Consider the following 23,591-nt stretch of genomic DNA (forward strand, 5'->3'; position numbering starts at 1 on the left):
TCGTCGCAGGGCGGGTCAGGAGAGAAGGGTGCCGAGTTCGGCCGCCAGGGCGACCGCCCGGGGGTCCCCGCCGCCCGGCCACGGCCCTCGCGCGATCGTCCAGGCGAACGCGACGCCGGTGTCGGGGTCGACGCACGCGAGCGCCCCCATGGCTCCGTCGTGACCGAAGGCGCGGGGGCCGCCGAAGGCGAGCGAGGGGGTCGGCTTCTGGAACACGATCGCGTGCGCGCGGTCGGGCTGCCCGAGCACCTCGTCGTACCCGCGGACCTGCTGCTGCCCGATCGCGAAGACGGTGTCGGCCGACAGGAATGGTGCAGCGCCATCGACCCCGGTGACGGCGGCGGCCATGAGTCGCGCGAGTCCCCGGGCCGTGCCCGCACCCGATACTGCGGGATGGCCGAATCGCCAGCTGACCTCGTCGTTCGCGAGATCCACCGCGGGTCCCGGCGCGGCGAACACGATCGGCCCGAGCAGCGATGTGTACAGAGGCGATGCGTCGGCCACCGGCCGGATCATGGGCAGCGTCGGCGCCCTGCGGACGTCCTGCGCCGGCGGCAGGCCGAGGAAGAAGTCGATGTCGTGGGGCGCGCGGATCTCGGCCTCGTAGTATTCCTGCAGGGTGCGGCCGGTGACGCGGAAGATGAGCTCGGAAGCGAGGTTGCCGATCGTGATGCCGTGGTACCCGAAGGCGGAGCCCGGGTGCCAGAAAGGGGGCGATGCGGCGAGTCGCTCCGCGGCGACGTGCTGATCGAGAAGTTCGGCGGCGGAGAGCGCCGGCGTCGCCTGCGGAAGGCCTGCCTGGTGCGACAGCAGCTGGCGGACGGTGACGTGGCCCTTGCCGTATCGGGCGAACTCCGACCAGTGATGCGCGACGCGCTCATCGAGGTCGAGCTCGCCCATCTGGACGAGGAGCCCGATGGACAGCCCGATCGTGTTCTTCGTGACCGAGTACGGCACCGTGACGGAGTCCGCAGACAGGTGCGGTCCGCCCCATGCGTCCAGCACCACCACCCCGCCGTGGATGGCAGCCACCTGGAACGACAGATCGGGGTCCTGAGCGAGGAAGCCGTCGAGTCGATCAACGATCTCACCGAGCCGCCTGTCGGCCCTGCCGCGCAGTCGCGCGCCGAGTTCCGGCTCGCTCACGCGTCGACCGTCCACTCGGTGCGCAGCGGCAGCTCGGCGACCGACGGACCGACCCGCAGCGCGTAGGCGCCTGGCTCGACGGTCCACTCCCCCGTCCAGTGTGCAAGGCGCCGGGCCGGAACGGGAACCGAGACCGAGACCGTCTCCCCCGCATCCGCTCGCACGACGGCGAACCCGACGAGCCAGCGCTCCGGGCGCTCCACGGCGGAGTCGGGACGCTCGGCGTAGACCTGCACGACCTGCTTGCCGGCCCGGCGGCCCGTGTTCGTCACCGTGACGGTGACGGCGTAGCCATCGGCATCCGCCTCGATCGCGTCCCAGGTCCAGTCGGTGTAGCCGAGGCCATGGCCGAACGGGAACGCGGGAGCGGCACCCGCACGCAGCCACGCGCGGTAGCCGATATGGATCCCCTCGTCGTAGATGAGCACGCCGTCCTGAGGCGTCACGTCGAGCACGGGCACATCGGCGAGCGCCGCCGGCCACGTCGTCGGCAGGCGGCCACCGGGCTCGGCGTCGCCGGTCAAGATGTCGCCGATGGCGTGTCCGAACTCCTGGCCGCCGAAGTAGCCCAGCACGATGGCCGCGACATCCTCGGCCCACGGCAGCACCACCGGCGACCCGGCGTTGACGATCACGACCGTGCGGGGATTGGCCGCAACGACCGCGCGCACCAGGTCGTCCTGACGACCCGGCAGGTCGAGGTTCTCGCGGTCGTAGCCCTCCGACTCGACCTTCGAGTTGGTGCCGACCACGACGACCGCGACATCGGCGGCGGCGGCCGCTCCGGCGGCGCGCGCGATCAGGCCGTCGGGGTCCGAGTCATCCGGCGCGATGCCGACGGTCGCGCTGAAGACGCCGGTGAGCGGGGAGTCGACGTCGCCGAGAAGGAACTCGGCCCGCACGTCGAGAGCCTGGCCCGCGGTGACCTCGACGGCCGCCGTCAGCGACGGCGGGTTCAGGAACGCCGCCCCGAGGTCCGTCCCCGTGACGACGGGCTGGTCGTCGACGACGAGCTCACCGTCGACGAACAGGCGGCCGTGGCTCGCGCCGGCGAAGCCGAGGAGCACGCGACCCGACTCCTCGGGCGTGTAGGTGGTGTGCAGCACGATCCTCTCGGCGGAGCCCACCGGCGCGTCGCCGCCGAACCACACCAGGGCGGTCGATCGGCGGTCCTCCGTGAAGAGCTCGGCACCCCCTGCATCCAGGAACGTCGCCGTCAGACCAGGCTCTCCGGTGCGCGGATTCGTGATGTGCTCGAGCGGCAGGGCGGCGACACCGTCCTGCACCACCGCACCGAGCTCGTAGGTCACGCTCGCGTGCGGCACCGCGGCGCGAATGGCATCGAGCGGCGAGACGACGCGCTCCGGGAGAACGGTCGCGCTGCCACCTCCCTGGGTGCGCGCCTCACGGGCGTTGTGACCGATGACGGCGATGCTCGAGACGGGGCTCGCCACGCCCAGCGGCAGGAGGCCGTCGTTGCTCAGCAGCACCGAGCCCTCGATGGCGGCCTCACGGGCGAGCGCCACTCCATCGATCACCGCCACGGGAGCGGGGCCGCCGTCGCCGAGGGCGCCCACGCGCTCGGCGAGCAGCAGCAGCCGCAGCACCTTGCGATCCAGGTCCGCCTCGTTCAGGCGCCCGTCGCGCACCGCCTCGGCGAGGTCGGCCCACGCCGGCGCGGGGCCCGGCATGGCGAGGTCCTGCGCGGCCGGCACGGAGGCGAGGCTGCGCACGGCCGTCCAGTCCGAGACGACGACGCCGTCGAAGCCCCACTCCGAGTTGAGCGGATCCTCGAGCAGGTCGTTCTCGGTCATCGTAACACCGTCGACCGCGTTGTACGCCGACATCAGCGCCCAGGCGCCGGCCTCGACCGCGCGCTCGAACGGGACGAGGTAGAGCTCCCGCAGGGCGCGCTCCCCCGGTCGCACGTCGACCGTGAACCGGTCGGTCTCGGAGTCGTTCGCGACGTAGTGCTTGGGAGTCGCGGCGACGCCGTTGTCCTGCAGTCCCCCGACGTAGGCGGCGGCGAGCCCGGCGCTCAGCTCCGGGTCTTCGCTGAAGCACTCGAAGTGCCGGCCGCCGAGCGGCGAGCGGTGCAGGTTGATCGTCGGGCCGAGCACGACGTCGACATCCTTGCGACGGGCCTCGGATGCCGCTGCCGCGCCGTAGCGGTACGCCAGGTCGGCATCCCACGAGGCGCCGAGGGCCGAACCGGAGGGGAGGTTGAGCGAGGGCTCCCGCTCGTCCCACCGCGGGCCGCGAACGCCAGCCGGTCCATCGGAGAGGGTCATCGCACGGAGCCCGATCTTGGGCAGCGGGACCGTGGTCCAGAAGTCGGCACCCTGCACGAGGGCGGCCTTCTCGTCGAGCGTGAGCTGCTCGAGCAGGGGCAGCAGGTGCTGGATGGCGGGGGGCTGGATGGACGTGGCCGGCGTCGTCATGCCGCCTCTCCTTCGTTCAGAACGGCCGCCTGCTCGTCGAGCAGTCGACGCCGCGCAGCGCGGCGTTCGGCCTGGTGGTCGGGGTTGGGAACCGGCGCGGCGAGGAAGAGCCGCTGGGTGTAGGGGTGCTCGGGGCGGGCGGTGACCTGGTCACCCTCTCCGGTCTCGACGAGTTCGCCGCGGTACATCACCGCGACACGGTGACTGATGTGGCGCACCACGGCCAGGTCGTGGGAGATGAAGAGATAGGCGACGCCGGTGCGCTCCTGGATCTCGATGAACAGGTCGAGCACGCGTGCCTGGGTCGACAGGTCGAGCGCGGAGACCGGCTCGTCGCAGACGATGAGCTTCGGATCGAGGGCGAGTGCACGGGCGATCGCGACGCGCTGGCGCTGCCCGCCGGAGAACTCGCGCGGCAGCCGGCCGGCGGCGTTGGCGGGGAGCCCGACACTGTCGAGCAGGTCCTGCACCCTGGTGCGGGCGGTCTTGCCGGACACGCCGCGGGCGGTGAGCGGTTCTGCGAGGATCTGCTCGATTGTCAGCGACGGGTTCAGCGACGAGTACGGGTCCTGAAAGACGACCTGGATCTCAGAGCTGAGCGCGCGCCGCTCGCGGCGGTGCAGGTGGCTGATGTTCTTGTCGTCGTAGGTGATCGTCCCGCCGGTCACCGGCGCCAGTCCCAGAACGGCGCGTCCGAGCGTCGTCTTGCCCGAGCCCGATTCGCCGACCAGTCCCACGGTCTCACCCGGCCGGATGTCGAGCGAGACGCCCTTCAGCGCTTGGAACGGCTTGGCCCGGAATCCCTTGCCCGGGTAGGCGACTTCAAGGTCCTTGACGTCGAGCAGCGTGCTCATGAGCGTCCTCCTTCGATGCGGGTGGTACCGCCGGCGGTGACCAGCGGCGGCCGTGCGGGACCCTCGTCGAGGATCGCGTCCAGCAGCGACTGGGTGTACGGGTGCGATGGGCTGCCGAGGATGGTGCGGGCAGGACCCTGCTCCACGAACCGTCCCTGCTGCATGACGCTGACGCGGTCGCAGAGGTCGGCGACGACACCGAAGTTGTGCGTCACCAGGAGCATCGCCATGTGGCGCTCGCGCTGAAGGTCGCGCAGCAGGTCGAGGACCTCGGCCTGCACCGTCACATCCAGAGCCGTGGTCGGCTCGTCCGCGATGATCAGGTCGGGGTCGGTCGAGACGGCGCCCGCGATCAGCACGCGCTGCGCCATGCCGCCGGAGACCTCGAAGGGGTACGCGTCGAACGTGCGCTTCGGATTCGGGATGCCGACCCGGTCGAGCAGTGCGAGAGACTTCTCGGTCGCCTCCTTCGTGCTGAGCCCGAGGTTGCGCCGCAGCGGCTCGACGAGCTGGTACCCGATCCGGAACGAGGGGTCGAGATTCGACATCGGCTCCTGCGGGATGTAGCCGATGCGCTTGCCGCGGATCCCCGCGAACGCGCTCTCCGAGGCATCCGCGAGCTGCGTGCCCTCGTAGTCGATCGACCCGCCCGACACGTGTCCGCCGCGGGGCAGCAGGCCGAGCACCGCGAACGCCGTCTGGGTCTTGCCGGAGCCTGATTCACCGATGAGGCCGTGGATCTCGCCCTTGCGCACCTGCAGCGACACTCCATGCACGACCTCGATGTCCTCGCCGCCCTGCTGCTGATAGGCGACGCGGAGGTCGGTGATGGTCAGGACGGGCTCGTGCAGGTTCCGCGCCGTGCTCGCATCGTCGGGGTAGACGATCGTCTCCGTGATCATCGGAAGCTCCATCGAGTCCTCGATGGGCGCGGCATCCCCGCCACCGGTCGAGATCGACGTCGTGACGGCGGCCATCGAACCCGTCGCGGTCGTGACCGCGCGGCGACGCCGACGGCGGACCGAGATGGTGCGCTCGAGCACGTCCCGCATCGCATTGGCGAGCAGCGTCAGCGCGATGCACGTGGTGGCGATCGCGAGCGAGGGCCACACCATGAGCAGCGGCGCCCGGTAGATGTTCGCGAAGCCGTCGTTGAGCATCGAGCCCCACGTCGGGACCGTCATGTCACCGAGACCGAGGAATTCCAGGCCCGACTGGATGCCGATCGCGATGCCCGCGATGATCGCCGTCTGGATGATGATCGGCGCACGCACGACCGACAGGATGTGCCGGCCGATGATGCGCATGTCGCTGAGCCCGGAGACGCGAGCGGCATCGACATACAATTCGCTGCGGACGCCGACGACGGCCGCGTATACGAGCCGGTAGTAGGCGGTCGAGAGCAGGATGCCGAAGATGAACATCGCCGCCCACACCGACGGCCCGAGCACGGCACGCGCCGCGATCAGGACGACGATGCCCGGCAGCGCCATGACCAGCGAGGTGACCCAGGAGGCGACGCCGTCGAACCAGCCGCGGAAGTAGCCCGCGATGAGGCCCGCGATGACGCCGATCAGGAGCGCCGTCACGGCCGCGAGAGCCGCGGCGGCCAGCGTCACGGAGGTGGCGACGATCAAGCGCGAGAGCACGTCGCGGCCCGCACTGTCGTTGCCGAGGGGGTACTCGGCGCTCGGCGGCGCGAGCACGAGCTGGATCGAGGCGGCGTTGGGGTCGTGCGGTGCGATGAGCGGTCCGATGATAGCGATGAGCACGACGAAGGCCAGGTAGAGCAGTGCGATGAGCCCGACCGGCTTGCGCACGAGCCGGCGGAACAGCGAGGTCCTGACGTGCGGGACCGGGATCGCGGGGGGAACTTCGATGGCGGTCATGACAGTCGCACCTTCGGGTTGAGCGCAGCCTGCGCGAGGTCGATCAGGAGATTGACGATGAGCACGATCACGGCGAAGGCCATGACGAGGCCCATGACCACGGGGACGTCGCCTTGGAGCCCCGCTTGCACTGTCAGCTGTCCCATGCCGGGAAGGGCGAACACCTGCTCTACGATCACGGCGCCGCCGAGGAGGCCGATGAACTGCACGGCGAGGATCGCGAGGGCGGGTCCGCCCGCGTTTCGCAGCACGTGCTTGTAGACGACGCTGCTCATCGGCAGCCCGCGGCTGCGGAGGGTGCGCACGTAGTCCCGCGACAGCGCGTCGAGCATCGAGCCGCGGACCTGCTGGGTGACGGCGGCGATGGCACCCACCGCGAGAGCAGCGATCGGGAGTGTCACGGACGACAGCCAGCCGGTGAACGATTCCGTTATGGGTATGTAGCCGGTCGCCTTGAACCAGCCGAGATTGATGGCGAAGATCAGCACGAGGTAGAGGGCGATGAGGAAGCCCGGGATCGCGAAGCCGAGCACCGAGATGAACTGGACTCCGCCGTCGATCCAACCGCCTCGTCGGGCGGCGAGGACGCCGAGCAGAACGGCGAGGACGGCCGAGACGACGGTCGTCCCGATGACGAGCGAGAGGGTGACCGCGACGCGACCGGAGAGGCTGACGGTCACGAGTTGACCGTTGAACCACGACCGTCCGAGGTCGCCCGTGAGGGCGCTGGTCAGCCAGTCCCAGTATTGGACGACGATGGGCCGGTCCAGGCCCAGCTCTTGAGCCTTCTGCTGCACGAGCTCGGGGGTGGCGTTCTGGCCGAGGATCCGTCGGGCGATGTTCGCGCTGTCCAGATACAGCAGGCCGAACGCGAGGACGGAGATCACGAAGAGGAGGACGACGCCGGCGAGGATGCGCCTGATGATGAACGTGAGCATGCTTTGCTCCTGGGTCTGAGAGAAGAGGATCCGGCCCGCCCGCTCGGGGGACGGGCGGGCCGGAAGGCCGCTACTGCTTCGGCTCGAAGTCGTAGATGGCCGGGTAGGCGTTCGTCGGAAGCATCTCGACGGTCGTGTCGGCATCCGTCGCGAAGCTGCCCTGGACCCGGTAGAACGGCGCGAACCAGGCCTGCTCGACGATGTAGCGGTTCAGCTCCTTGACCACCGACGCCTGGGTGGCCTCGTCGCCGTACTGGATCTGCTGCATGTAGTCGTTGACCTGCGGGTCCTCGTAGTGGAACGGGTTGAACACGGCCTGGGGCGCGATCATGAACTGGATGAGCTGCCAGTCCGGGTTCTGCTCGAGGGCCATGAACGACGACGCGTACTTCGGTGCCAGCAGGTCGGCGATGAAGTTGTTCGGCGCGACCTCGACGTTCTCCACCGTGATCCCGACATCGGCCAGCTGCTGCTGGATGAGCGTGTAGGTGGCGGCGCCGAGCGCGGAGACCGAAGGCATCTGCAGCGTCAGACCGTCCTCGTAGCCGGCCTCGGCGAGCAGCTCCTTGGCCTTGTCGGGGTCGTAGGTGTAGTACTCGTCCAGCTCGGGGTCGTAGGCGTCGCTCGTCGTCGGGAACACCTGCGTCGTGACGGTGCCGTGGTCGGTCTGCAGCGCCGTGAGGAGCCCCGCGCGGTCGAATGCGTAGTTGATGGCCTGGCGCACCTTGACATCGGCGAGCTCGGGCTGTGTCGTGCCGGCCCGGTCGAGCAGCAGCAGACCCTGGAAGTCGAGCTCGTTGGCGTTGACCGTCCAGCCGGCCCCCTCCACCTCGGCCAGGTTGTCGTTCGTCGCCAGTTTCATGCCGTTCGCCTCGCCGGCTTTGAGGGCGTTCAGCGCCGCGGTGTTGTCGGCGAAGACGTTGATGGTGAGGCCGTCGTAGTGCTGGACGTCGGGGTTCCAGTAGTCCTCGTTCTTCGTGTACACGTAGCTCGTGCCCGTGACGGTCGCCGCGGTGTCGAGAACGTACGGGCCGGAGCCGACGGGGTTCGTCGCGACATCGGCGCTGTCGAGCGAGGCCTCGGCGCCGACGAGACCGGGGTCGCGCGTCAGGTAGTTGAGGAACGCGGGGTCGGGTGCGCTCAGGGTGATGATGACGGTCTGGTCGTCGGGGGCTTCCATGCTGGCGACGCCCGCGAGGTAACCGGCATCCGGGGAGGTGCCCTCCTTGAAGCGCTGCAGGTTCTTGATGACGACGTCGGCGGTGAGAGCGGAATCGTCGGTGAAGGTGACGTCGTCACGGAGCGTGAGGGTCAGGACGGTGTTGTCCTCGTTGTAGGACCACTCGGTCGCGAGCCACGGCTCGATGGTTCCCTCGGGCGTGGCCAGGAGCAGCGTGTCGAAGACCGCCTGGTAGTACGGTGCGCGGTTGCCCCACTCGGCGCCCGCGGGGTCGAACGTCGCCGGCGCGAAGATCGCGCCCAGGGTGAGCGATTCGCCACCCTCTCCACTGCCGCCTGTGGAGCCTCCACCGGCGCAGCCCGTCGCAACGAGAGCGGTGGTGACGGCGATGGCCGCTGCTGCCGCGGCACTCTTCCATCGGATCATCTTCGAAGTCCTCTTGGTAGGGGCGATCCCACTGTGGATCGCCGGTGATTGAAGACGATAACACCAAACCCGAGCATGCACTAGGTTTTCGGGCTAAATTTCTAGTGGCCGCTCGCTTTTTGTTTCTGGAAGGTCCAGACTGGGCGTTCAGGGGCGATGATCGGCTCTGGACGGGGGCCGACGCCGCCCGACGATACGGTGGAGACGATGACCGATACGACCGCACCTCAGCGGACGCGCAAGCCCCGTGGGGAGTACGCCAAGACCAGCGCGAAGCGCACGGCGATCCTGGATGCCGCGCTCGAGGTGTTCGCCGAGTCCGGGTACCGATCCGGCTCGCTTCGGGACGTCGCAGTGCGCGTCGGCATGAGCGAAGCCGGGCTCCTGCACCACTTCCCGAGCAAGGTGAAGCTCCTCGAAGCCGTGCTCGACCGTCGCGACGATCTCTCTCGAGGGATGGTCGACGTCGACGCGCCTGACGGGGCGGCGGCCCTTCGGGGCCTCGTCGATCTCGCTCGGCACAACGCGTCGGTACCCGGCGTGGTCGAGTTGTTCTGCATCCTGTCGGCGGAGGCGACGTCGCCGGATCATCCCGCTCACGAGTACTTCTCCCGCAGATACGTCTTCACGCGAGGCATGGTGCAGACGGCCCTCGAGAAACTGGGGCGAGACGGCCGCCTCGCCGAGGGGGTCGATCCCGCCCGCGCCGCGGTCGCGGCGATAGCCCTGTGGGACGGTCTGCAGGTGCAGTGGCTCCTGGATCGCACGGTCGTCGACATGTCGGACGAGCTGCGCCGCTTCTTCTCCGGCTTCGTCGACATGAACTTCGAGACCGCGGCCGATCAGGCCCCGGTCGAAACCGCCGAGTCCACGAACGCGACTCCGGAGCCCACCGACGCCACCCCGGACCCCCCGGACGAGTAACTCTCGGTCGGTCGGGAATGCCTCGCGGCCGAGCACGTTGGGCTCCGACATGACAACAGTGGGAATCATCGGGGCAGGACACATCGGCACGGCGCTCGCGCGGGGGCTCGTCGATCAGGGGTACGACGTCGTGATCAGCAACTCCCGCGGGCCAGACACTCTGGACGACCTCGTCGCGAAGCTGGGTTCGAAGGCGCGGGCCGCGACGCCCGCCGAGGCCGCGGCGGCCGGCGACTGGGCCATCGTGACGGTCCCGCTCAAGGCGCTCGGCGAGGTCCCGGTCGACGAGCTGGCCGGCAAGATCGTGCTCGACACGAACAACTACTACTGGGAGCGCGATGGTCGCATCGCCGAGCTCGACGAGAAAAAGACGACGACCTCGGAGCTGGTGCAGCGCCACCTTCCGGAGTCCAAGGTCGCCAAGGCGTTCAACCACATCCTCGCCGCCGACATCCTCACCAGCGGCGCCCCGGCCGGCACGCCTGGACGCCGCGCCCTCGCCACCGCGAGTGATGCCCCGGACGCGGCCGAACTCGCGACCGCCGTCTACGACGGATTCGGCTTCGACACGGTGAACGTCGGGGCGCTGCACGACAGCTGGCGCGTGGAGCGCGACCAGCCGGCGTACGTCGTCCGGCAGGATGCCGCGGAGCTCGAAGCCAACCTGGCCCGCGCCACCCACTGACGGGAGTGGCAGGATCGGGTCATGGGTTCCTGGGACGCGGATGAGCTGCGCGCGATCGGCGACGCGGAAGAACTCGAGATCGCCTCGGTGAGGCGCGACGGCACGATGCGACCGTTCGCGACCATCTGGCACGTCGCGGTCGCGGGGCAGCTCTACGTCCGCTCGGCATACGGTCCCGAGAACGGCTGGTTCCGCCGAGCGGCCGCCAGCGGCACCGGCCGGATCCGCGCGGGCGGTGTCGAGCAGGACGTCGCCTTCGACGTCCCGCCGGGCATCGATCACCGGGAATTGGATGACGCATACCGACGGAAGTATGCGCACCAGCCGCCGCAGTATGTGGCTCCGGTGGTCGGCGACATCGCCGCGACCGCGACCCTCCGGGTGAGCCCCCGCTAGAACACCGCGAAGGGACGCGATCCGCGGCTTAGGAAGCCCCGAACGCGCAGATCGCGTCCTTTCAGCGGTCATGGTCGGTGACCCGGCACCGTGAGCCCGAGCCAGCGAACCCGAAGGGACGCGATCTGCCGCCTCGGCGGCCCCCAAGCCGCAGATCGCGTCCCTTCAGCGACGAGGGTCTGCACCTGTGAGTTCGCGGGTGCGGCGGTTCGCCGCGTGGAGCTGGTCGGCGGCGTCGGTGACCCGCACGAGCCACTCGTCGAGGCGGTCGCGCTCGTCCCGGTGCGCCTCCACGCTCCGGACATTCGCCCGTACATTGACGCGCGCGCTGCCGAGGGCCGCGGAGAGCGCCTCGCCCGCCACTTCGAGATCCGCTCGCAGCGATGTGTTCCCGATCTCGAAGAGCAGCGCGAGCTCGTCCACGAGCTCCGCGGCGATGCGCCCGAGCGCGACGGAAGAGTCCGCCCCCGCCACCGCCGCTTGGCGCACGCGGTCGTCTCGCCCCGGGTCGTCCGAGGGGCGCAGCGCCGCACCCAGCTCCGCCGACACCACGCCGTCGGCCTCGGCCGCCTCGAGCGCGCGGACGCGCAGGGCGGCTACCCGGTCCGCGCACGCGCCGGCATCCGGAGAATCGCGGGTGTACTCCGCCACCATGTGCAGGAGGGCGGCGCTGATCGCCGCCAGGACGCCGCAGGCCGCGCCGCCGCCGGGCGCTCCTCGCGGCTGGGCGAGCTTGTCCAGCCACGATGACAGCGGGATCGACACGGGAACGTCCGCGTCCGGAACGTTCGTCTGCGGCGCCTTCGGATCGGCATCCCCACCGTTGGAGTTCACGGCCGCTACCCCAGCAGCTCCGGGCGCTTCCACTCGGCGCCGTTGATATGCTGATCGAGGAATGCGAACACGGTCTGGTACCAGACCACCGCGTGCTGGGGCTTCAGCACCCAGTGGTTCTCGTCGGGGAAGTACAGGAAACGGTGCACCGTGGTGCCGTCGGGTTGGGCGTGATGCTCCGCGAGCTCGGACCACAGCCGCAGGCTCTCGCCGATCGGCACCCGATAGTCACGGTCTCCGTGGATGACCAGCAGGGGCGTGCGGATGTCGCTCACGTGCCCGTGCGGTGAGTGCTCGACCATGGCCTCCGGCGTGAAGATGCGCTGCCAGTACTCCGAGCTGTCGGTCGTGCCGCTGAACTGGTCGAGCGCCCAGAGGCTGGCATGGGTCACGATGGCGCGGAACCGGTCGGTGTGCCCGGCCACCCAGTTGGCCATGTAGCCCCCGAACGAACCGCCCATCGCAGCGGTGCGTGTTTCGTCGATGTCGGCCCGCTCGATGACGGTATCGGTGATCGAGAGCAGGTCCGTGTAGGGCTTCGCTCCCCAGCTGTTCCACCCTCGGGCGATGAAGTTCAGCCCGTACCCGGTGGACAGCGCCGGGTCGGGGAGCAGCACGGCATAGCCCCGGGCCACCGCGAGCAATGGCGCCCAGCGCCAGCTCCAGGCGTTCCAGCTGTTCAGGGGTCCGCCGTGGATCCAGAGCAGCAGCGGAGCCGGCGCGGCATCCGATGCCCCCTCCGGCAGCAGCAGCCAGCCGCGAACACGAGCCCCGTCATCCGCGGTCGTCTCGACCTCAGTGATGGTTCCCGGCGTCGCGGGGGCGGCGGCCGGCGTTGCGAGTGGCGTGACGACGCCGTCGCGCGCGACGCGCACCGGATGCGGCGGAACGACCCACGACGAGCGCAGCGCGACGACATCCCCGCTCGAACGGTCGACGTGCACGTGGGTGTAGGTGAAGTCGTCGTCGGTGAGCTGCTCGGCGGGGCCTCCGTCGAGCGGGAGGCGGAAGATCGGCCCGCGGCCGTTCTGATCGGCGGTGGCGATCAGGGCCGAGTTCTCCGCGTCGAAGCGCAGGTCGTTCGCCCACCGGTCCCAGCCCGCCGCGATGCGCCGGGCGCCGGAGCCGTCGACGCCGGCTACCCAGACCTCGACGTCGGTCGGCCCCGCGGGGGTGCTCTTGGCCACGCGCCGGAAAGCGATCCGAGATCCGTCGGAACTCACCGCGGGCGACTCGAAGTCCACGTCGGGTTCATCGAACAGCGTCACCCGGTCGCCGGTCGTCGTGTCGATCGAGACGAGCGCCTGTCGCCCGGCGCGCTGCTCGCTCAGCCGGAGGGACGCGATCAGGATGCCGCCATCCGGGCTCAGCGCGACGCCGGCGTGATCGGCCGAACGGCCGGGCCTCGGCGTGAGATCGCGCGGACGCGGAAGGGTCTCGGGGTACGGCGCGCCGGCTTCGCCGCCCTTCTCCGGGGCTTCGTCCGGCGCCTTCTCGTCGGATTCCTCGACCACCGCGGCGATGGTGTCGACGAGCTCGTCCAGGTCGAGCGCGAGCAGATGCGGCTGCGCCGGCCCGAGGTCGTGGTCCCAGAACCGCACGGGATAGCCCTCGTGCAGGATCGCGGACACCTTCTTCTTCTTCCGAAGCGCGCGCAGCGCCGCCTCGGCCTCGAGCGAACCGGCACCCCCGTCGGCACCGCCCGCACCGGCACCGCCCGTACCGGCACCCCCCTCATCCGCACCGGGCAGCAGCTCGGCATCGAGCACGATCCGTTCGCTCTCCAGCGCGGTCGCGGCGATGCCGGACACTCCCCCGGCCAGCCGGGTCACGGGGCGACCCTCGCCGCCGGCCGCCGGAAGCAGCCAGAGCTGGCCCGATTCGTCGTCCTCGTCGGCCTCGGCATCCGGTCTCGCCGACACGAAGAGGATGTCGCCGGCCGGCGTGAACGCCGCTCCGCTCTCGCCCTTCGCGGAGCGGGTGAGCCTCGTCGGACGGCCGGATCCGTCGGCGGGCACGGACCACAGCGAGCGCTCGTAGGCGGTGCCGTCCTTCTTGAGCGTGGCGACCGTCAGGACGACGCGGGCCCCGTCGGGTGAGAGGGCGAGCGCCTCGATGCGCGGAAGGGCGACGAAGCTGTCGAGGGAGGAGAAGGGCGTGGAGACCATTCGTCCACGCTAGCCCGGCGACCGGCGCAGCTGCAGTCCCGGACCCGGCGGATCGTGCATTCTGGGTGAAGCCCGGGTTCAGGGGATCCAATACTCTGAGGGCACCTCGCCGTCCATCTTCGGAGCGGACGAACCCCTCCGACGATCGGACTCGCGTGAACGCTCTAGGCGCCGTGCTCGGACCCAACCTCGCCTGGATCGCGATTCTCATCCAGGCTGCCATCGTGATCGGCGCGCTGATCTTCATCCCTCGCGACCGCAAGCCCACCGCGGCCATGGCGTGGATCCTGCTGATCATCCTGCTGCCCTTGTTCGGCCTCCTCTTCTACCTGCTCATCGGCAACTTCAAGCTGCCGGCGAAGCGGCGGAACGAGCAGGCTCGCATCAACGGGATCATCCAGGAGCGAGCGGCCGGCCGCGACCTGCCCTCGCCCGACCGGGACTGGCCGCGGTGGTTCGAACGGGTGACGCAGCAGAATGAGCTCCTGACCGGCCTGCCGGCCATCGGGGGCAACAAGGCGACGCTGATCGGCGACTATCAGGGATCGATCGATGCGATGACGGCGGAGATAGACACCGCGACGAGCTTCGTTCACGTCGAGTTCTTCATCGTGGCGTGGGATGACACGACCCGCGCGTTCTTCAGCGCGATGGAGCGGGCCGTGGCCCGGGGCGTCTCTGTGCGGCTGCTCGCCGACCACCTGTCATCGGGCAAGGTCCCCAGGAGCAAGGAGACGTTCGCAGAACTCGACCGCATCGGAGTCAAGTGGGCGTGGATGCTGCCGGTCATGCCGTTCAAGGGCAAGTATCAGCGCCCCGACCTGCGCAACCACCGCAAGCTCGTCGTGGTGGACGGCCGGGTCGCCTTCATGGGCTCGCAGAACCTGATCAACCGCAACTACGACTCGCCGAAGAACATCAAGCGCGGGCTGCAGTGGCAGGAGCTGATGACCCGCCTGGAGGGTCCGACCGTGGCGGCGGTGAACGCCATCTTCCTGTCGGACTGGCTGATCGAGACCGACGTGCTCCTCGTGGACGAGGAGCACGTGCCGGCGAATCAGGTCGCCGCGGACCCGTCACCGGATTCGCTCGTCTGCCAGGTCGTGCCGAGCGGGCCCGGCTACGGCACCGAGAACGGCCTGAGGCTCTTCCTGTCGCTGATCCATGGAGCAACGGAGAAGGTCATCCTCACGAGCCCGTACTTCGTGCCCGACGAGCCGATGATCTACGCCATCACGACGGCGTGCCAACGCGGCCTCGACGTGCAGCTGTTCGTCTCCGAGATCGGGGACCAAGGACTGGTGTACCACGCACAGCGGTCCTACTACGGTGAGCTGCTCGAGGCGGGGGTCCGCATCTTCCTCTACCCCGCGCCGTACATCCTGCACGCCAAGCACTTCTCGATCGACGACAACATCGCCGTGATCGGGTCGAGCAACATGGACATCCGCTCGTTCAGCCTCAACTCCGAATCGTCGTTGATGGTGCTCGGCGAATCGTTCGTGCGCGACATGCGTGCCGTCGAGCAGGGGTACCGTGACGCCGGACGGGAACTCACCCTCGAGCAGTGGAAGCAGGAACCGGCGAAGGCGACGTTCCTGGACGGCGTCGCGCGCCTCACCTCCGCAGTCAACTAGTCGCGACTGCCCCGGCGGTGTCGACCGTCAGCTCGGCTGCTCGACCATCTGGGCGAGCTGGATGAGGTTGCCGACGGTGTCGTCGAGCACGGCGGTGATCACGGGTCCCATCGCCGTCGGCGGCTGGGTGAAGACGACGCCCTGCGCCGTGAGCCGTTCGTATTCGGCCTGCACGTCCTCGACGCCGAACGAGGTGAACGGGATGCCGTCCTCCACCAGGGCGCTCGTGAACGCGGGCACCGCGGGGTGGTCGTTCGGCTCGAGCACGATCTGCGTGCCCGTGGCGTTCTCGGGGTCGGCGAGCGTGATCCAGCGGTGCTCGCCGACCGGGAAATCGGCGGTGACGACGAAGCCCAGGTGGTCACGATAGAAGGCGATCGCCGCATCCTGATCGTCGACGAAGATGCTGTGGCTGGTGATTCTCATGGGTTCTCCTTCAGTGGCCAACGGGTGACGACCGCTGCCAGCGGCGCCGTGTCGATCGTGTGGAACTTGCTGCGGCCTCGCTTCTCGCTGTGCACGAGACCGGCGCTCTCGAGCACCTCGAGGTGCTGCGAGACGGCCTGCCGCGAGCTCGTGAGCCCGTGCTTCATGGCGAGGCGCGCGCACAGCTCGAACAGGGTCTGGTCATCCCGCTCGACGAGCTCGTCGAGGATCGTGCGCCGCGTCTCGTCGGCGAGAGCCTTGAAGACGTCGGTCACGAACACAGGATAGGCAAGTGGATACTTGCATGTCAATCGCCATATCAGATCGACCGTGTCGCGGCGAGGGGTTGTCACCAAAGTCACAGCAGAGGGTACAGTCGGCAACGCCCGCATCGCTTCATGGCGTTGTGGCGAGCCCGGGCGACCGGGCTGTGTCCTCACAACAGAAGAAGAAAGAGAGAGAGACCATGAGTTTCCTCGGATTCCTGCTGCTCGGCCTCATCGCCGGCGCCATCGCAAAGCTCATCCTGCCCGGCAAGCAGGGTGGCGGATGGCTCATCACCCTGCTCCTCGGAGTCGTGGGTGCCCTCCTCGGAGGCTGGCTCGGCAGCGTGCTGTTCGGCACCGGCCTGGAGAACTTCTTCGACCTCTCCACGTGGCTGCTCGCGATCGGCGGCGCGATCATCGTGCTGCTCATCTACGGCCTGATCGTGAACCGTCGCGGCACCAAGGCGTAACAACCCTGCAGAAGGCGCCGGCGGATGAAAGTGCATCCGCAGGCGCCTTCTGTGCGTCCGGGCGCCGGCGCGGCGCGATTTTGGGAGCGATCTACCGGATCGGCTCGTGCGGGGTGTATCCCGCCTCCAGGGCGGTGACCTCGTCGTCGGTGAGCTGCACTTGGAGCGCGGCCACGGCATCCGGCAGGTGATGCGGCTTCGTCGCTCCCACGATCGGCGCCGAGATGACCGGGTTGCGCAGCACCCAGGCGAGGGCGACCTGCGCCATGGGGATCCCCCGATCCCGGGCGATCGACTCGACCGCCCCGATGATCCCCTCGTCCCCGTCGCCGAACTGGCGGCGGCCTACAGGATCGTTGTCGAAGCGCGTCGTGTGCTCGCCGAACGGGCGCGCGAGGCGCCCCTTCCCGAGCGGGCTGTACGGGATGCTGCCGACCCCCTGATCGGCGAGCAGCCCGAACATCTCGCGCTCCTCTTCGCGGTACAGCAGGCTGTACTGGTCCTGCATCGAGACGAACCGCGTCCAGCCGTGCAGGTCGGCGGTGTACTGCATCTTGGCGAGCTGCCACGCATCCATCGCGGATGCGCCGAGGTAGCGGACCTTGCCGGCCTTCACGATGTCGTGCAGGGCCTCCATCGTCTCCTCGACCGGCACCTCGGGGTCGAAGCGGTGGATCTGGTAGAGGTCGACGTAATCTGTGCCGAGGCGGGTCAGCGACGCGTCGATCTGCTCCATGATCGCCTTGCGCGAGAGTCCCGATCCGCCCGGTCCGCCGTGCATGGGGAAGTGCACCTTCGTCGCCAGCACGATGTCCTCGCGGCGCGAGTAGCGGTCGATGGCACGCCCGACGATCTCCTCCGAGGTTCCGAAGCCGTAGACGTTCGCCGTGTCCCAGAAGGTGATGCCCAGGTCGAGGGCCTGCCGGAAGAGCGGCTCGGCGCCCTCGTCATCCAGCGCCCATTCGTTGAAGCCCTTGGATGTGTCGCCGAAGCTCATGCATCCGAGGGCGATGCGGCTGACCTTCAGCCCCGAGTTGCCGAGTCGTGTGTATTCCATCGTGTGCTCCTCATCCGTTCCGGTTGGCGAGGTGTTCGTCGTCGGTCACGTGCTCGCCCCACTGCGTCTCCGAGCCGTCGGTTTCGACCCTAGGCGGGCCTGCGCCCACGAGGGAGGCCCTGTCGGTACCTGTACCGGCAGGGCCTCCGGGGTGTGCGGTTCCGGCATCCGGGTTCGCGCTGCGGTTTCCGCCGCTCGCGGCACCGATTGCCGCGGCGGGCGGGGAGAAGTGCAGCGCGAAGCGCTACCCGAACGGGATGGAGCCGACGAGCACGCCGACGGCGAGCATCACCAGCGAGACGATGGTCGCGCGCCACAGGACCTTCTTGTGGTGGTCGCCCAGGTTGACCGCGGCGAGGGAGACGAGCAGCAGGATGGCCGGCACGAGCGGGCTCTGCAGGTGCACCGGCTGGCCGACGATCGACGCGCGCGCCATCTCGACCGGGTCGATGCCGTAGGCCGCGGCGCTCTCGGCGAGCACCGGGAGGATGCCGAAGTAGAAGGCGTCGTTCGACATGAAGAACGTCATCGGGATGGAGAGCAGCCCGGTGATGACCGCGAAGTACTGCCCCATCGACGGGGGCACGATCTGAACGACCCAGTCCGCCATCGCGGTGACCATCCCGGTGCCGTTCAGCACGCCGACCAGCACCCCGGCGGCGAGCACCATCGAGACGACGCCCACGATGCTCGGCGCGTGCGCGACGATCTCGTCCGCCTGGCTGCGCAGCTTCGGGAAGTTGAGAACGAGCGCGAGCGCCGTGCCGACCATGAAGATGTAGGGCAGCGGCATGAGGTCGAGCACCAGCAGCACCATGACGGCCATCGTCAGCGCGAAGTTCACCCAGATGAGCTTGGGGCGCAGCGTCGGGCGGTCGGGGTGGAGCATCGTGTCGGCCATCATCGTGTCGTGCTGGTCCTCCACCGCCGTGACGACGGCACCGGCCGGAGCCGGCCGGTCACCGCGGACGGTGACGATGCCGGTGGTCGACAGAGTCGCCAGCGCGCCCGGCTTGACCTCGGTGCCCCGCACGACCCGGGTGCCGCCGAAGATCCGGCGCCAGCGCGACGAACCGGGGTCGCCGGAAGTGGCGGCTGCGCCTTCGGCGGCGGCGGCCGGCGAGTACTCCAGCGAACCGATGCGCTTGCGCTCGCCCAGTCCGAGCATCCAGGCGAACACGAGGGAGACGACGAGGCCGGTCGCCAGCGACGGGAGCATCGGCACGAAGATGTCGGTCGGCGAGACGCCGAGGGCCGAGGCCGCCCGAACGGTGGGACCGCCCCACGGGACGATGTTGAGCGTGCCGTTCATCAGGCCGGCGACGCACGTGAGCACGACCGGGCTCATGCCCAGGCGCAGGTAGATGGGCAGCATCGCGGATGTCGTGATGATGAAGGTCGTCGACCCGTCGCCGTCGAGCGACACGGCGCCCGCCAGGATAGCGGTGCCCAGCACGACCTTCGCGGGGTCGTTGCCGAGGAAGCGGGTGATGAAGCGGATGAGCGGGTCGAACAGGCCGACGTCGATCATGATGCCGAAGAACATGATCGCGAACATCAGCAGAGCCGCCGTCGGGGCGAGGTCGCCGATCGACTCGATGACCATGTCGCCGAGGCCGAGCCCTGCCCCCGCGAACAGTCCGAAGATCGTCGGGACCAGTATCAGCGCGACCATCGGGGTCAGGCGCCGGGTCATGATCAGGACCATGAAGGTCAGGATCATGGTGAATCCGAGGATGACGAGCACGTCGACTCCTTTGTCTCGTGGCAGTGGCCGAAAAGCCACCGGTGGGTGTTCCGCACGAAGCTAGCCGGGCGGCGGTCGCGGCATCCGGTATCTCGCTTTGATGCACCTATTGCGCATATCGTGAGTTCTGCGCATTTCGCTCACGACCACGGCGCGAGGGGTTCGGTGATGCGGTTCGGAACTCAGGTGCTCGTCCTGCAGCTGGCCTGCGTCACGGCCGTCGTGGCGGTGTGCACCGCGGTCTTCGTCTGGCTCGGCGTGCAGCAGCTGAGGTCGGAGGCCGAGTCGTCCGCCCTCTCGATCGCCCGCACCGTCGCCGTGGACGGCGACGTGCGCGCGGAGGTGGCCCGCATCTCCGCCGAACCGGGGACGCCGGCGGCGGTCGAGCTTCGCGGCGGCGCGCTGGAGTCGCTCGCCGCCGACGTGCAGGAGCGCACCGGCGCCCTCTTCGTGGTGATCACGGACGATCAGGGGATCCGCCTCGCGCACCCGGATCCGGACCGCCTGGGCGAAGTGGTGAGCACGAGCTTCGAGGACGCACTCGCCGGTCGCGAGACGGTCGGATGGGATTCGGGCACGCTCGGCGAATCCGCCCGGGCGAAGGTGCCGGTCCGTGAACCGGGGGGCACCGAACCTGTCGGGGAGGTGAGCGTGGGCTTCGCCCGTGCGAGCGTGTTCGGAGAGCTGCCGGTGCTGATCGTGGGCATCGTCATCGCGGCGCTGGCCGCCGTCGCGGTGGGTGTTCTCGCCTCGCTCGTGCTGCGACGCCGGCTCGAGCGCCTCACACTCGGCGTGCAGCCCGAGGAGCTCGCGGGGATGGTGCAGAACCAGGCGGCCGTGCTGGACGGGGTGGGAGACGGGGTGCTTGCCTCCGACCCCGAGGGCACCGTGACGGTGGCCAACAGCACCGCGGTCGCCCTCCTCGGAGCGGGCGACCTCGTCGGCCGCAAGGTGCGCGACCTGGACCTTCCCGCTGCGGTGCGCGATGCGATCCTGTCGCCCGCTTCGGGCGCCGAGCCCCTGCCGCTCGGGGAGCGGGTGGTCTTCATCGACACGCACCCCGTGTCGCGCGGGCAACGCGACCTCGGCCTCATCGCCATCATCCGGGATCGCACCGACATCGTCGGCCTGACCGAGCGACTCGAGACCGTCGCGGCGATGACGAACGCGCTGCGCGTGCAGCGCCATGAGTTCGCGAACCGGCTGCACGTCACCGCGGGACTGATCGACGCGGGGCGCGTGGCAGACGCCCGCACGTATCTGGACGGCATCCGGGAGGTGGCGGATGATGGTGCCCCGACGCTGCACGATCTCGGCGAGCCGTTCCTCGAATCGTTCCTCGAGGCCAAGGCGGTCCATGCCGCCGAACGAGGGGTCTGGCTGCGCGTCGGCGATGACTCGCTGGTGCTCGGGGTGGTCGACCTGCCGGAGGACGTCGCCACGGTGCTGGGCAACCTGATCGACAACGCCGTCGCGGCGGCGGTGCGGGGGCGGGAACCCCGGTGGGTCGAGGTCGAGCTGCTCGACGAAGCCGACACCCTGGTGGCGACGGTGACCGACTCCGGACCCGGCATGCCGGATGGCGGCATCCCTTCGCCGACGCGGCGCCAGCCGGCGGATCCGGATGCCGTGCACGGCCATGGCATCGGTCTTCCGCTCGCGCACGAGATCGCAACCCGCCTCGGGGGCGTGGTGTGGCTCGCGGACGCCGGCGGGCACGACGGCCATGGTGCGGTGTTCTGCGCACGGATGCCGGGGGTCATGCGGGCGGCATCCGCTGCGCGTCTCGAGGAAGGACACCCGTCATGACCGACAGTATCCGCGTGCTCGTGGTCGACGACGACTTCCACGTCGGCGGGCTGCACCGCGACATCGTCGCCGGCCGAGCGGGCTTCACGGCGCTCGAACCGGTGCGCGGGGTGCGCTCCGCGCGCGCCGCCGTGCGAGACCAGGCGCCCGACCTGGTGATCTGCGACGTGTACCTGCCCGACGGGGACGGCATCGAGTTCGTGTCGGAGCTCGACGTCGATGCGATGGTGATCAGCGCCGCGTCGGAGGGTGCGACCGTGCGCCGCGCGCTGCGCGCCGGCGCCTGGGACTACCTCGTCAAGCCCTTCGAGCCCGCGGTGCTGGCCGAACGGCTGGACGCGTACCGCCGGTTCCTGAACCTGCTGCCGAGCGAGCGCCGGCTCGATCAGTCAGGCATCGAGCGTGCGCAGCGGGTCCTATATGCCCGGGACGGCGGTGCGGCGCCGACCACGCGCTCCACGACCGAGCGCCTGATCCTCGAACTGCTCGGCGACGAGGAGTCCTCGGCCGCGGACGTGGCCGCACGAGCGGGCATCTCGCGCGCGACAGCCCAGCGGCATCTGGCCTCCCTGGCGACCCGCGGGGCGGTCGAGGTCTCGCTGAAGTACGGATCGACCGGGCGCCCCGAGCACCGGTATCGCGTTCCGGAGTGACGGGGCGCCAGCGCCCCGCCGTCCGCGCTTCGCGCGGCTGTTTCCTGCGCGCGCGGCTCAGGTTCACGCAGCGCCCGACGATAACTGCAGCGCGAACCGCCCGCCACGCCGCGCCCCATCCGCGCCGGAATGCCGAAGCGCCGGATGACATCGGCTTCGCCGCCGCGGCGGCGGTGCCGCTGTCAGAGGTCCGCTTCTTCGTCCTCTTCCGGCTCGAACGTCGACTGCTCTCCGGTGTGACCGGCGGCCACGCCGTTGGGGTTGCTGGGGATCGTGCCGTCCTCGCCCAAGCCGCCCGGCTTCTCGGTGGCCTCGTCGTCCTCCGAGGGGCCGCTCCCGCTCCCCACGGCGTCCGGGCTCTCGATGTCGAACGCCTCGAGAGATCCGTCTTCGATGGGGTCCGACCCTGCATCCTGTGTGCCTGACATGGTGCTCTCCTCTTGCTCGGTCTCCCCTTGCGCCGAGGCTACGGCGCGCAGGGCACACCGGCGAGGGGATTGCCACGCGCTCCCGGCGCGAGTAGCGCCAACTCATCATCAGTATTGCCTTATATAAGTCGCCATTGATAAGGTGTCGTCATGCACGCGCTCGACATGCTCGGCGACCCGGTTCGCCGGCGCATCCTCGAACTGCTCGCCGATGGCGAGCAGGCGGCCGGTGCCGTGACAGAGGTCATCCGCTCGGAATTCGGGATCTCCCAGCCCGCCGTATCGCAGCATCTGCGGGTGCTGCGCGAGGCGGGCTTCGCACGCGTCCGCGCCCAGGGAACCCGCCGGCTCTACGCCGTCGAAGCGGAAGCGCTGCAGGAGGCGGACGTGTGGCTCGACCACTTCCGCGGGTACTGGACCCAGCACCTCGACGCGCTCGCAACCGAGCTGGCGCGCGGCTCGAGGGCGCACCGTTCATCGGCCGCACGGCGTCCGCAGGAGAAGAAGAACGAGAACAAGAGCGAGAACAACGAGGAAGGAAACCACCCGTGATCGACATCGTGAACCAGATCAACGCCACGCACCGCGAGATCGGCAACGCACCTCTCAGCACGGGCGATGGGCGGTCGCTGCTGCTGCGCCGCACCTACGACGCACCGATCGAGGACGTCTGGGACGCCTGCACGTCGCGCGAGCGGTTGGGCCGGTGGCTCGGTCCCGTGACGGGAGACCTGCGCCTCGGTGGAGCGTTCCGACTGGAGGGCAACGCCGGCGGGGTGGTGCAGCGCTGCGATGCGCCGCAGCACCTCGAGGTCACGTGGTCGCTCGGCGAGGGGATGGACACCGAGGTCGCGCTCCGCCTCTCCCCCGCCCCTGAAGGCGGGACCGTGCTGGAACTCGAGCATTCGTCGCCCGCCCAGATCGTCGACGTGCTGGTCGAGGCATATGGCCCCGGCGGTACGATCGGCATCGGTGGCGGCTGGGACATCGCCCTGCTCGGCCTCGACCTGCACCTCGGGGGCGCGGACTTCGACCCGGCGACATGGGAGGACACGGCGGAGGTCAGGGAGTTCGCCGCGGAAAGCTGCCGCGCGTGGGCGCGCCCGGTACAGGATGCGTGGGGCACGAGCGACGAGGACCTCGACGCGGCGGTCGCCTTCGCAACGAGCCAGTTCGCCCCCGCCGAGGAAGTGGAGAGCTGAGCCGCCCCTGACATT

The 23,591-nt window shown here is 69.5% G+C and carries 22 protein-coding genes; 9 read left to right on the forward strand and 13 right to left on the reverse strand.

What is annotated here, in order from left to right; translation table 11 throughout:
* Positions 1 to 15: 15 nt before the first annotated feature.
* From ACPW96_RS02005 to ACPW96_RS02030, 6 genes are all read right to left on the reverse strand, one after another.
* Positions 16 to 1,146 (reverse strand): serine hydrolase domain-containing protein, encoded by a 1,131-nt coding sequence (locus tag ACPW96_RS02005; RefSeq protein WP_425881834.1) that lies wholly within the window; start codon positions 1,144 to 1,146, stop codon positions 16 to 18.
* The gene (locus ACPW96_RS02010) at positions 1,143 to 3,587 is read right to left on the reverse strand and encodes a glycoside hydrolase family 3 protein (RefSeq protein ID WP_425881835.1); all 2,445 of its coding nucleotides are present in this window, start codon (positions 3,585 to 3,587) and stop codon (positions 1,143 to 1,145) included. The genes ACPW96_RS02005 and ACPW96_RS02010 overlap by 4 nt, the downstream gene beginning before the upstream one ends.
* A complete protein-coding gene (locus ACPW96_RS02015) occupies positions 3,584 to 4,441 on the reverse strand; it encodes an ATP-binding cassette domain-containing protein (protein WP_425819676.1) in 858 nt (285 codons plus the stop codon). The genes ACPW96_RS02010 and ACPW96_RS02015 overlap by 4 nt, the downstream gene beginning before the upstream one ends.
* Complete coding sequence (locus ACPW96_RS02020; RefSeq protein WP_425881836.1) at positions 4,438 to 6,330, reverse strand: dipeptide/oligopeptide/nickel ABC transporter permease/ATP-binding protein; 1,893 nt, start codon at positions 6,328 to 6,330, stop codon at positions 4,438 to 4,440. Before ACPW96_RS02020 ends, ACPW96_RS02015 begins: the two co-directional genes overlap by 4 nt.
* The gene (locus ACPW96_RS02025; RefSeq protein WP_425881837.1) at positions 6,327 to 7,268 is read right to left on the reverse strand and encodes an ABC transporter permease; all 942 of its coding nucleotides are present in this window, start codon (positions 7,266 to 7,268) and stop codon (positions 6,327 to 6,329) included. The genes ACPW96_RS02020 and ACPW96_RS02025 overlap by 4 nt, the downstream gene beginning before the upstream one ends.
* 70 nt (positions 7,269 to 7,338) lie before the next feature.
* Entirely contained in the window at positions 7,339 to 8,874 is a 1,536-nt protein-coding gene (locus ACPW96_RS02030) for an ABC transporter substrate-binding protein (protein ID WP_425881838.1), read from the reverse strand.
* 207 nt (positions 8,875 to 9,081) lie between these two features.
* On the opposite strand from ACPW96_RS02030, the gene ACPW96_RS02035 reads away from it, so the two are divergent.
* The 3 genes from ACPW96_RS02035 to ACPW96_RS02045 are packed head-to-tail and all read left to right on the forward strand — an operon-like array spanning position 9,082 to position 10,879.
* Positions 9,082 to 9,798, forward strand: a complete 717-nt coding sequence (locus ACPW96_RS02035) for a TetR/AcrR family transcriptional regulator (protein ID WP_425881839.1) — start codon at positions 9,082 to 9,084, stop codon at positions 9,796 to 9,798.
* A 49-nt stretch (positions 9,799 to 9,847) separates the two neighbouring features.
* Positions 9,848 to 10,483 carry an NADPH-dependent F420 reductase gene (locus ACPW96_RS02040; RefSeq protein ID WP_425881840.1) on the forward strand — a complete coding sequence of 212 codons (636 nt, stop codon included), beginning with the start codon at positions 9,848 to 9,850 and terminating at the stop codon, positions 10,481 to 10,483.
* 21 nt (positions 10,484 to 10,504) lie between these two features.
* Entirely contained in the window at positions 10,505 to 10,879 is a 375-nt protein-coding gene (locus ACPW96_RS02045) for a DUF2255 family protein (RefSeq protein ID WP_425881841.1), read from the forward strand.
* Positions 10,880 to 11,044: 165 nt separating this feature from the next.
* Here ACPW96_RS02045 and ACPW96_RS02050 read toward each other — a convergent pair whose 3' ends face one another.
* Both ACPW96_RS02050 and ACPW96_RS02055 read right to left on the reverse strand, forming a co-directional pair.
* On the reverse strand, positions 11,045 to 11,713 hold the full coding sequence (locus tag ACPW96_RS02050; RefSeq protein WP_425819662.1) for a cyclodeaminase/cyclohydrolase family protein: 669 nt from the start codon (positions 11,711 to 11,713) through the stop codon (positions 11,045 to 11,047).
* Positions 11,714 to 11,718: 5 nt separating this feature from the next.
* Positions 11,719 to 13,881: a S9 family peptidase gene (locus ACPW96_RS02055; protein ID WP_425881842.1), complete on the reverse strand. Its 2,163-nt coding sequence runs from the start codon at positions 13,879 to 13,881 to the stop codon at positions 11,719 to 11,721.
* 155 nt (positions 13,882 to 14,036) lie between these two features.
* Here ACPW96_RS02055 and cls point away from each other — a divergent pair, with 155 nt between their 5' ends.
* The gene (cls, locus tag ACPW96_RS02060; protein WP_425881843.1) at positions 14,037 to 15,518 is read left to right on the forward strand and encodes a cardiolipin synthase; all 1,482 of its coding nucleotides are present in this window, start codon (positions 14,037 to 14,039) and stop codon (positions 15,516 to 15,518) included.
* Positions 15,519 to 15,545: 27 nt separating this feature from the next.
* Here cls and ACPW96_RS02065 read toward each other — a convergent pair whose 3' ends face one another.
* Positions 15,546 to 15,944: a VOC family protein gene (locus tag ACPW96_RS02065; protein WP_425881844.1), complete on the reverse strand. Its 399-nt coding sequence runs from the start codon at positions 15,942 to 15,944 to the stop codon at positions 15,546 to 15,548.
* Entirely contained in the window at positions 15,941 to 16,219 is a 279-nt protein-coding gene (locus ACPW96_RS02070; protein ID WP_425819654.1) for an ArsR/SmtB family transcription factor, read from the reverse strand. Before ACPW96_RS02070 ends, ACPW96_RS02065 begins: the two co-directional genes overlap by 4 nt.
* A gap of 191 nt (positions 16,220 to 16,410) precedes the next feature.
* On the opposite strand from ACPW96_RS02070, the gene ACPW96_RS02075 reads away from it, so the two are divergent.
* Positions 16,411 to 16,680, forward strand: a complete 270-nt coding sequence (locus tag ACPW96_RS02075) for a GlsB/YeaQ/YmgE family stress response membrane protein (RefSeq protein WP_425819652.1) — start codon at positions 16,411 to 16,413, stop codon at positions 16,678 to 16,680.
* Positions 16,681 to 16,771: 91 nt separating this feature from the next.
* Here the strand turns inward: ACPW96_RS02075 and ACPW96_RS02080 are convergent, their stop codons facing one another.
* Positions 16,772 to 17,737 carry an aldo/keto reductase gene (locus ACPW96_RS02080; RefSeq protein WP_425881845.1) on the reverse strand — a complete coding sequence of 322 codons (966 nt, stop codon included), beginning with the start codon at positions 17,735 to 17,737 and terminating at the stop codon, positions 16,772 to 16,774.
* A gap of 244 nt (positions 17,738 to 17,981) precedes the next feature.
* The gene (locus ACPW96_RS02085) at positions 17,982 to 19,484 is read right to left on the reverse strand and encodes a CitMHS family transporter (RefSeq protein ID WP_425881846.1); all 1,503 of its coding nucleotides are present in this window, start codon (positions 19,482 to 19,484) and stop codon (positions 17,982 to 17,984) included.
* A 168-nt stretch (positions 19,485 to 19,652) separates the two neighbouring features.
* Here ACPW96_RS02085 and ACPW96_RS02090 point away from each other — a divergent pair, with 168 nt between their 5' ends.
* Positions 19,653 to 21,293 carry an ATP-binding protein gene (locus ACPW96_RS02090; RefSeq protein WP_425881847.1) on the forward strand — a complete coding sequence of 547 codons (1,641 nt, stop codon included), beginning with the start codon at positions 19,653 to 19,655 and terminating at the stop codon, positions 21,291 to 21,293.
* Complete coding sequence (locus tag ACPW96_RS02095) at positions 21,290 to 21,946, forward strand: response regulator (protein ID WP_425819646.1); 657 nt, start codon at positions 21,290 to 21,292, stop codon at positions 21,944 to 21,946. The genes ACPW96_RS02090 and ACPW96_RS02095 overlap by 4 nt, the downstream gene beginning before the upstream one ends.
* Before the next feature lie 182 nt (positions 21,947 to 22,128).
* Here ACPW96_RS02095 and ACPW96_RS02100 read toward each other — a convergent pair whose 3' ends face one another.
* On the reverse strand, positions 22,129 to 22,374 hold the full coding sequence (locus ACPW96_RS02100) for a hypothetical protein (RefSeq protein WP_425819644.1): 246 nt from the start codon (positions 22,372 to 22,374) through the stop codon (positions 22,129 to 22,131).
* Positions 22,375 to 22,524: 150 nt separating this feature from the next.
* Here ACPW96_RS02100 and ACPW96_RS02105 point away from each other — a divergent pair, with 150 nt between their 5' ends.
* Positions 22,525 to 22,926 (forward strand): ArsR/SmtB family transcription factor, encoded by a 402-nt coding sequence (locus ACPW96_RS02105; protein ID WP_425819642.1) that lies wholly within the window; start codon positions 22,525 to 22,527, stop codon positions 22,924 to 22,926.
* Positions 22,923 to 23,576 (forward strand): SRPBCC domain-containing protein, encoded by a 654-nt coding sequence (locus tag ACPW96_RS02110; RefSeq protein ID WP_425819640.1) that lies wholly within the window; start codon positions 22,923 to 22,925, stop codon positions 23,574 to 23,576. The genes ACPW96_RS02105 and ACPW96_RS02110 overlap by 4 nt, the downstream gene beginning before the upstream one ends.
* The last annotated feature ends 15 nt before the right edge of the window (positions 23,577 to 23,591 follow it).

It is taken from the genome of Micromonospora sp. DT81.3 (genome assembly GCF_049847225.1).
GTDB lineage: Bacteria > Actinomycetota > Actinomycetes > Actinomycetales > Microbacteriaceae > Microbacterium.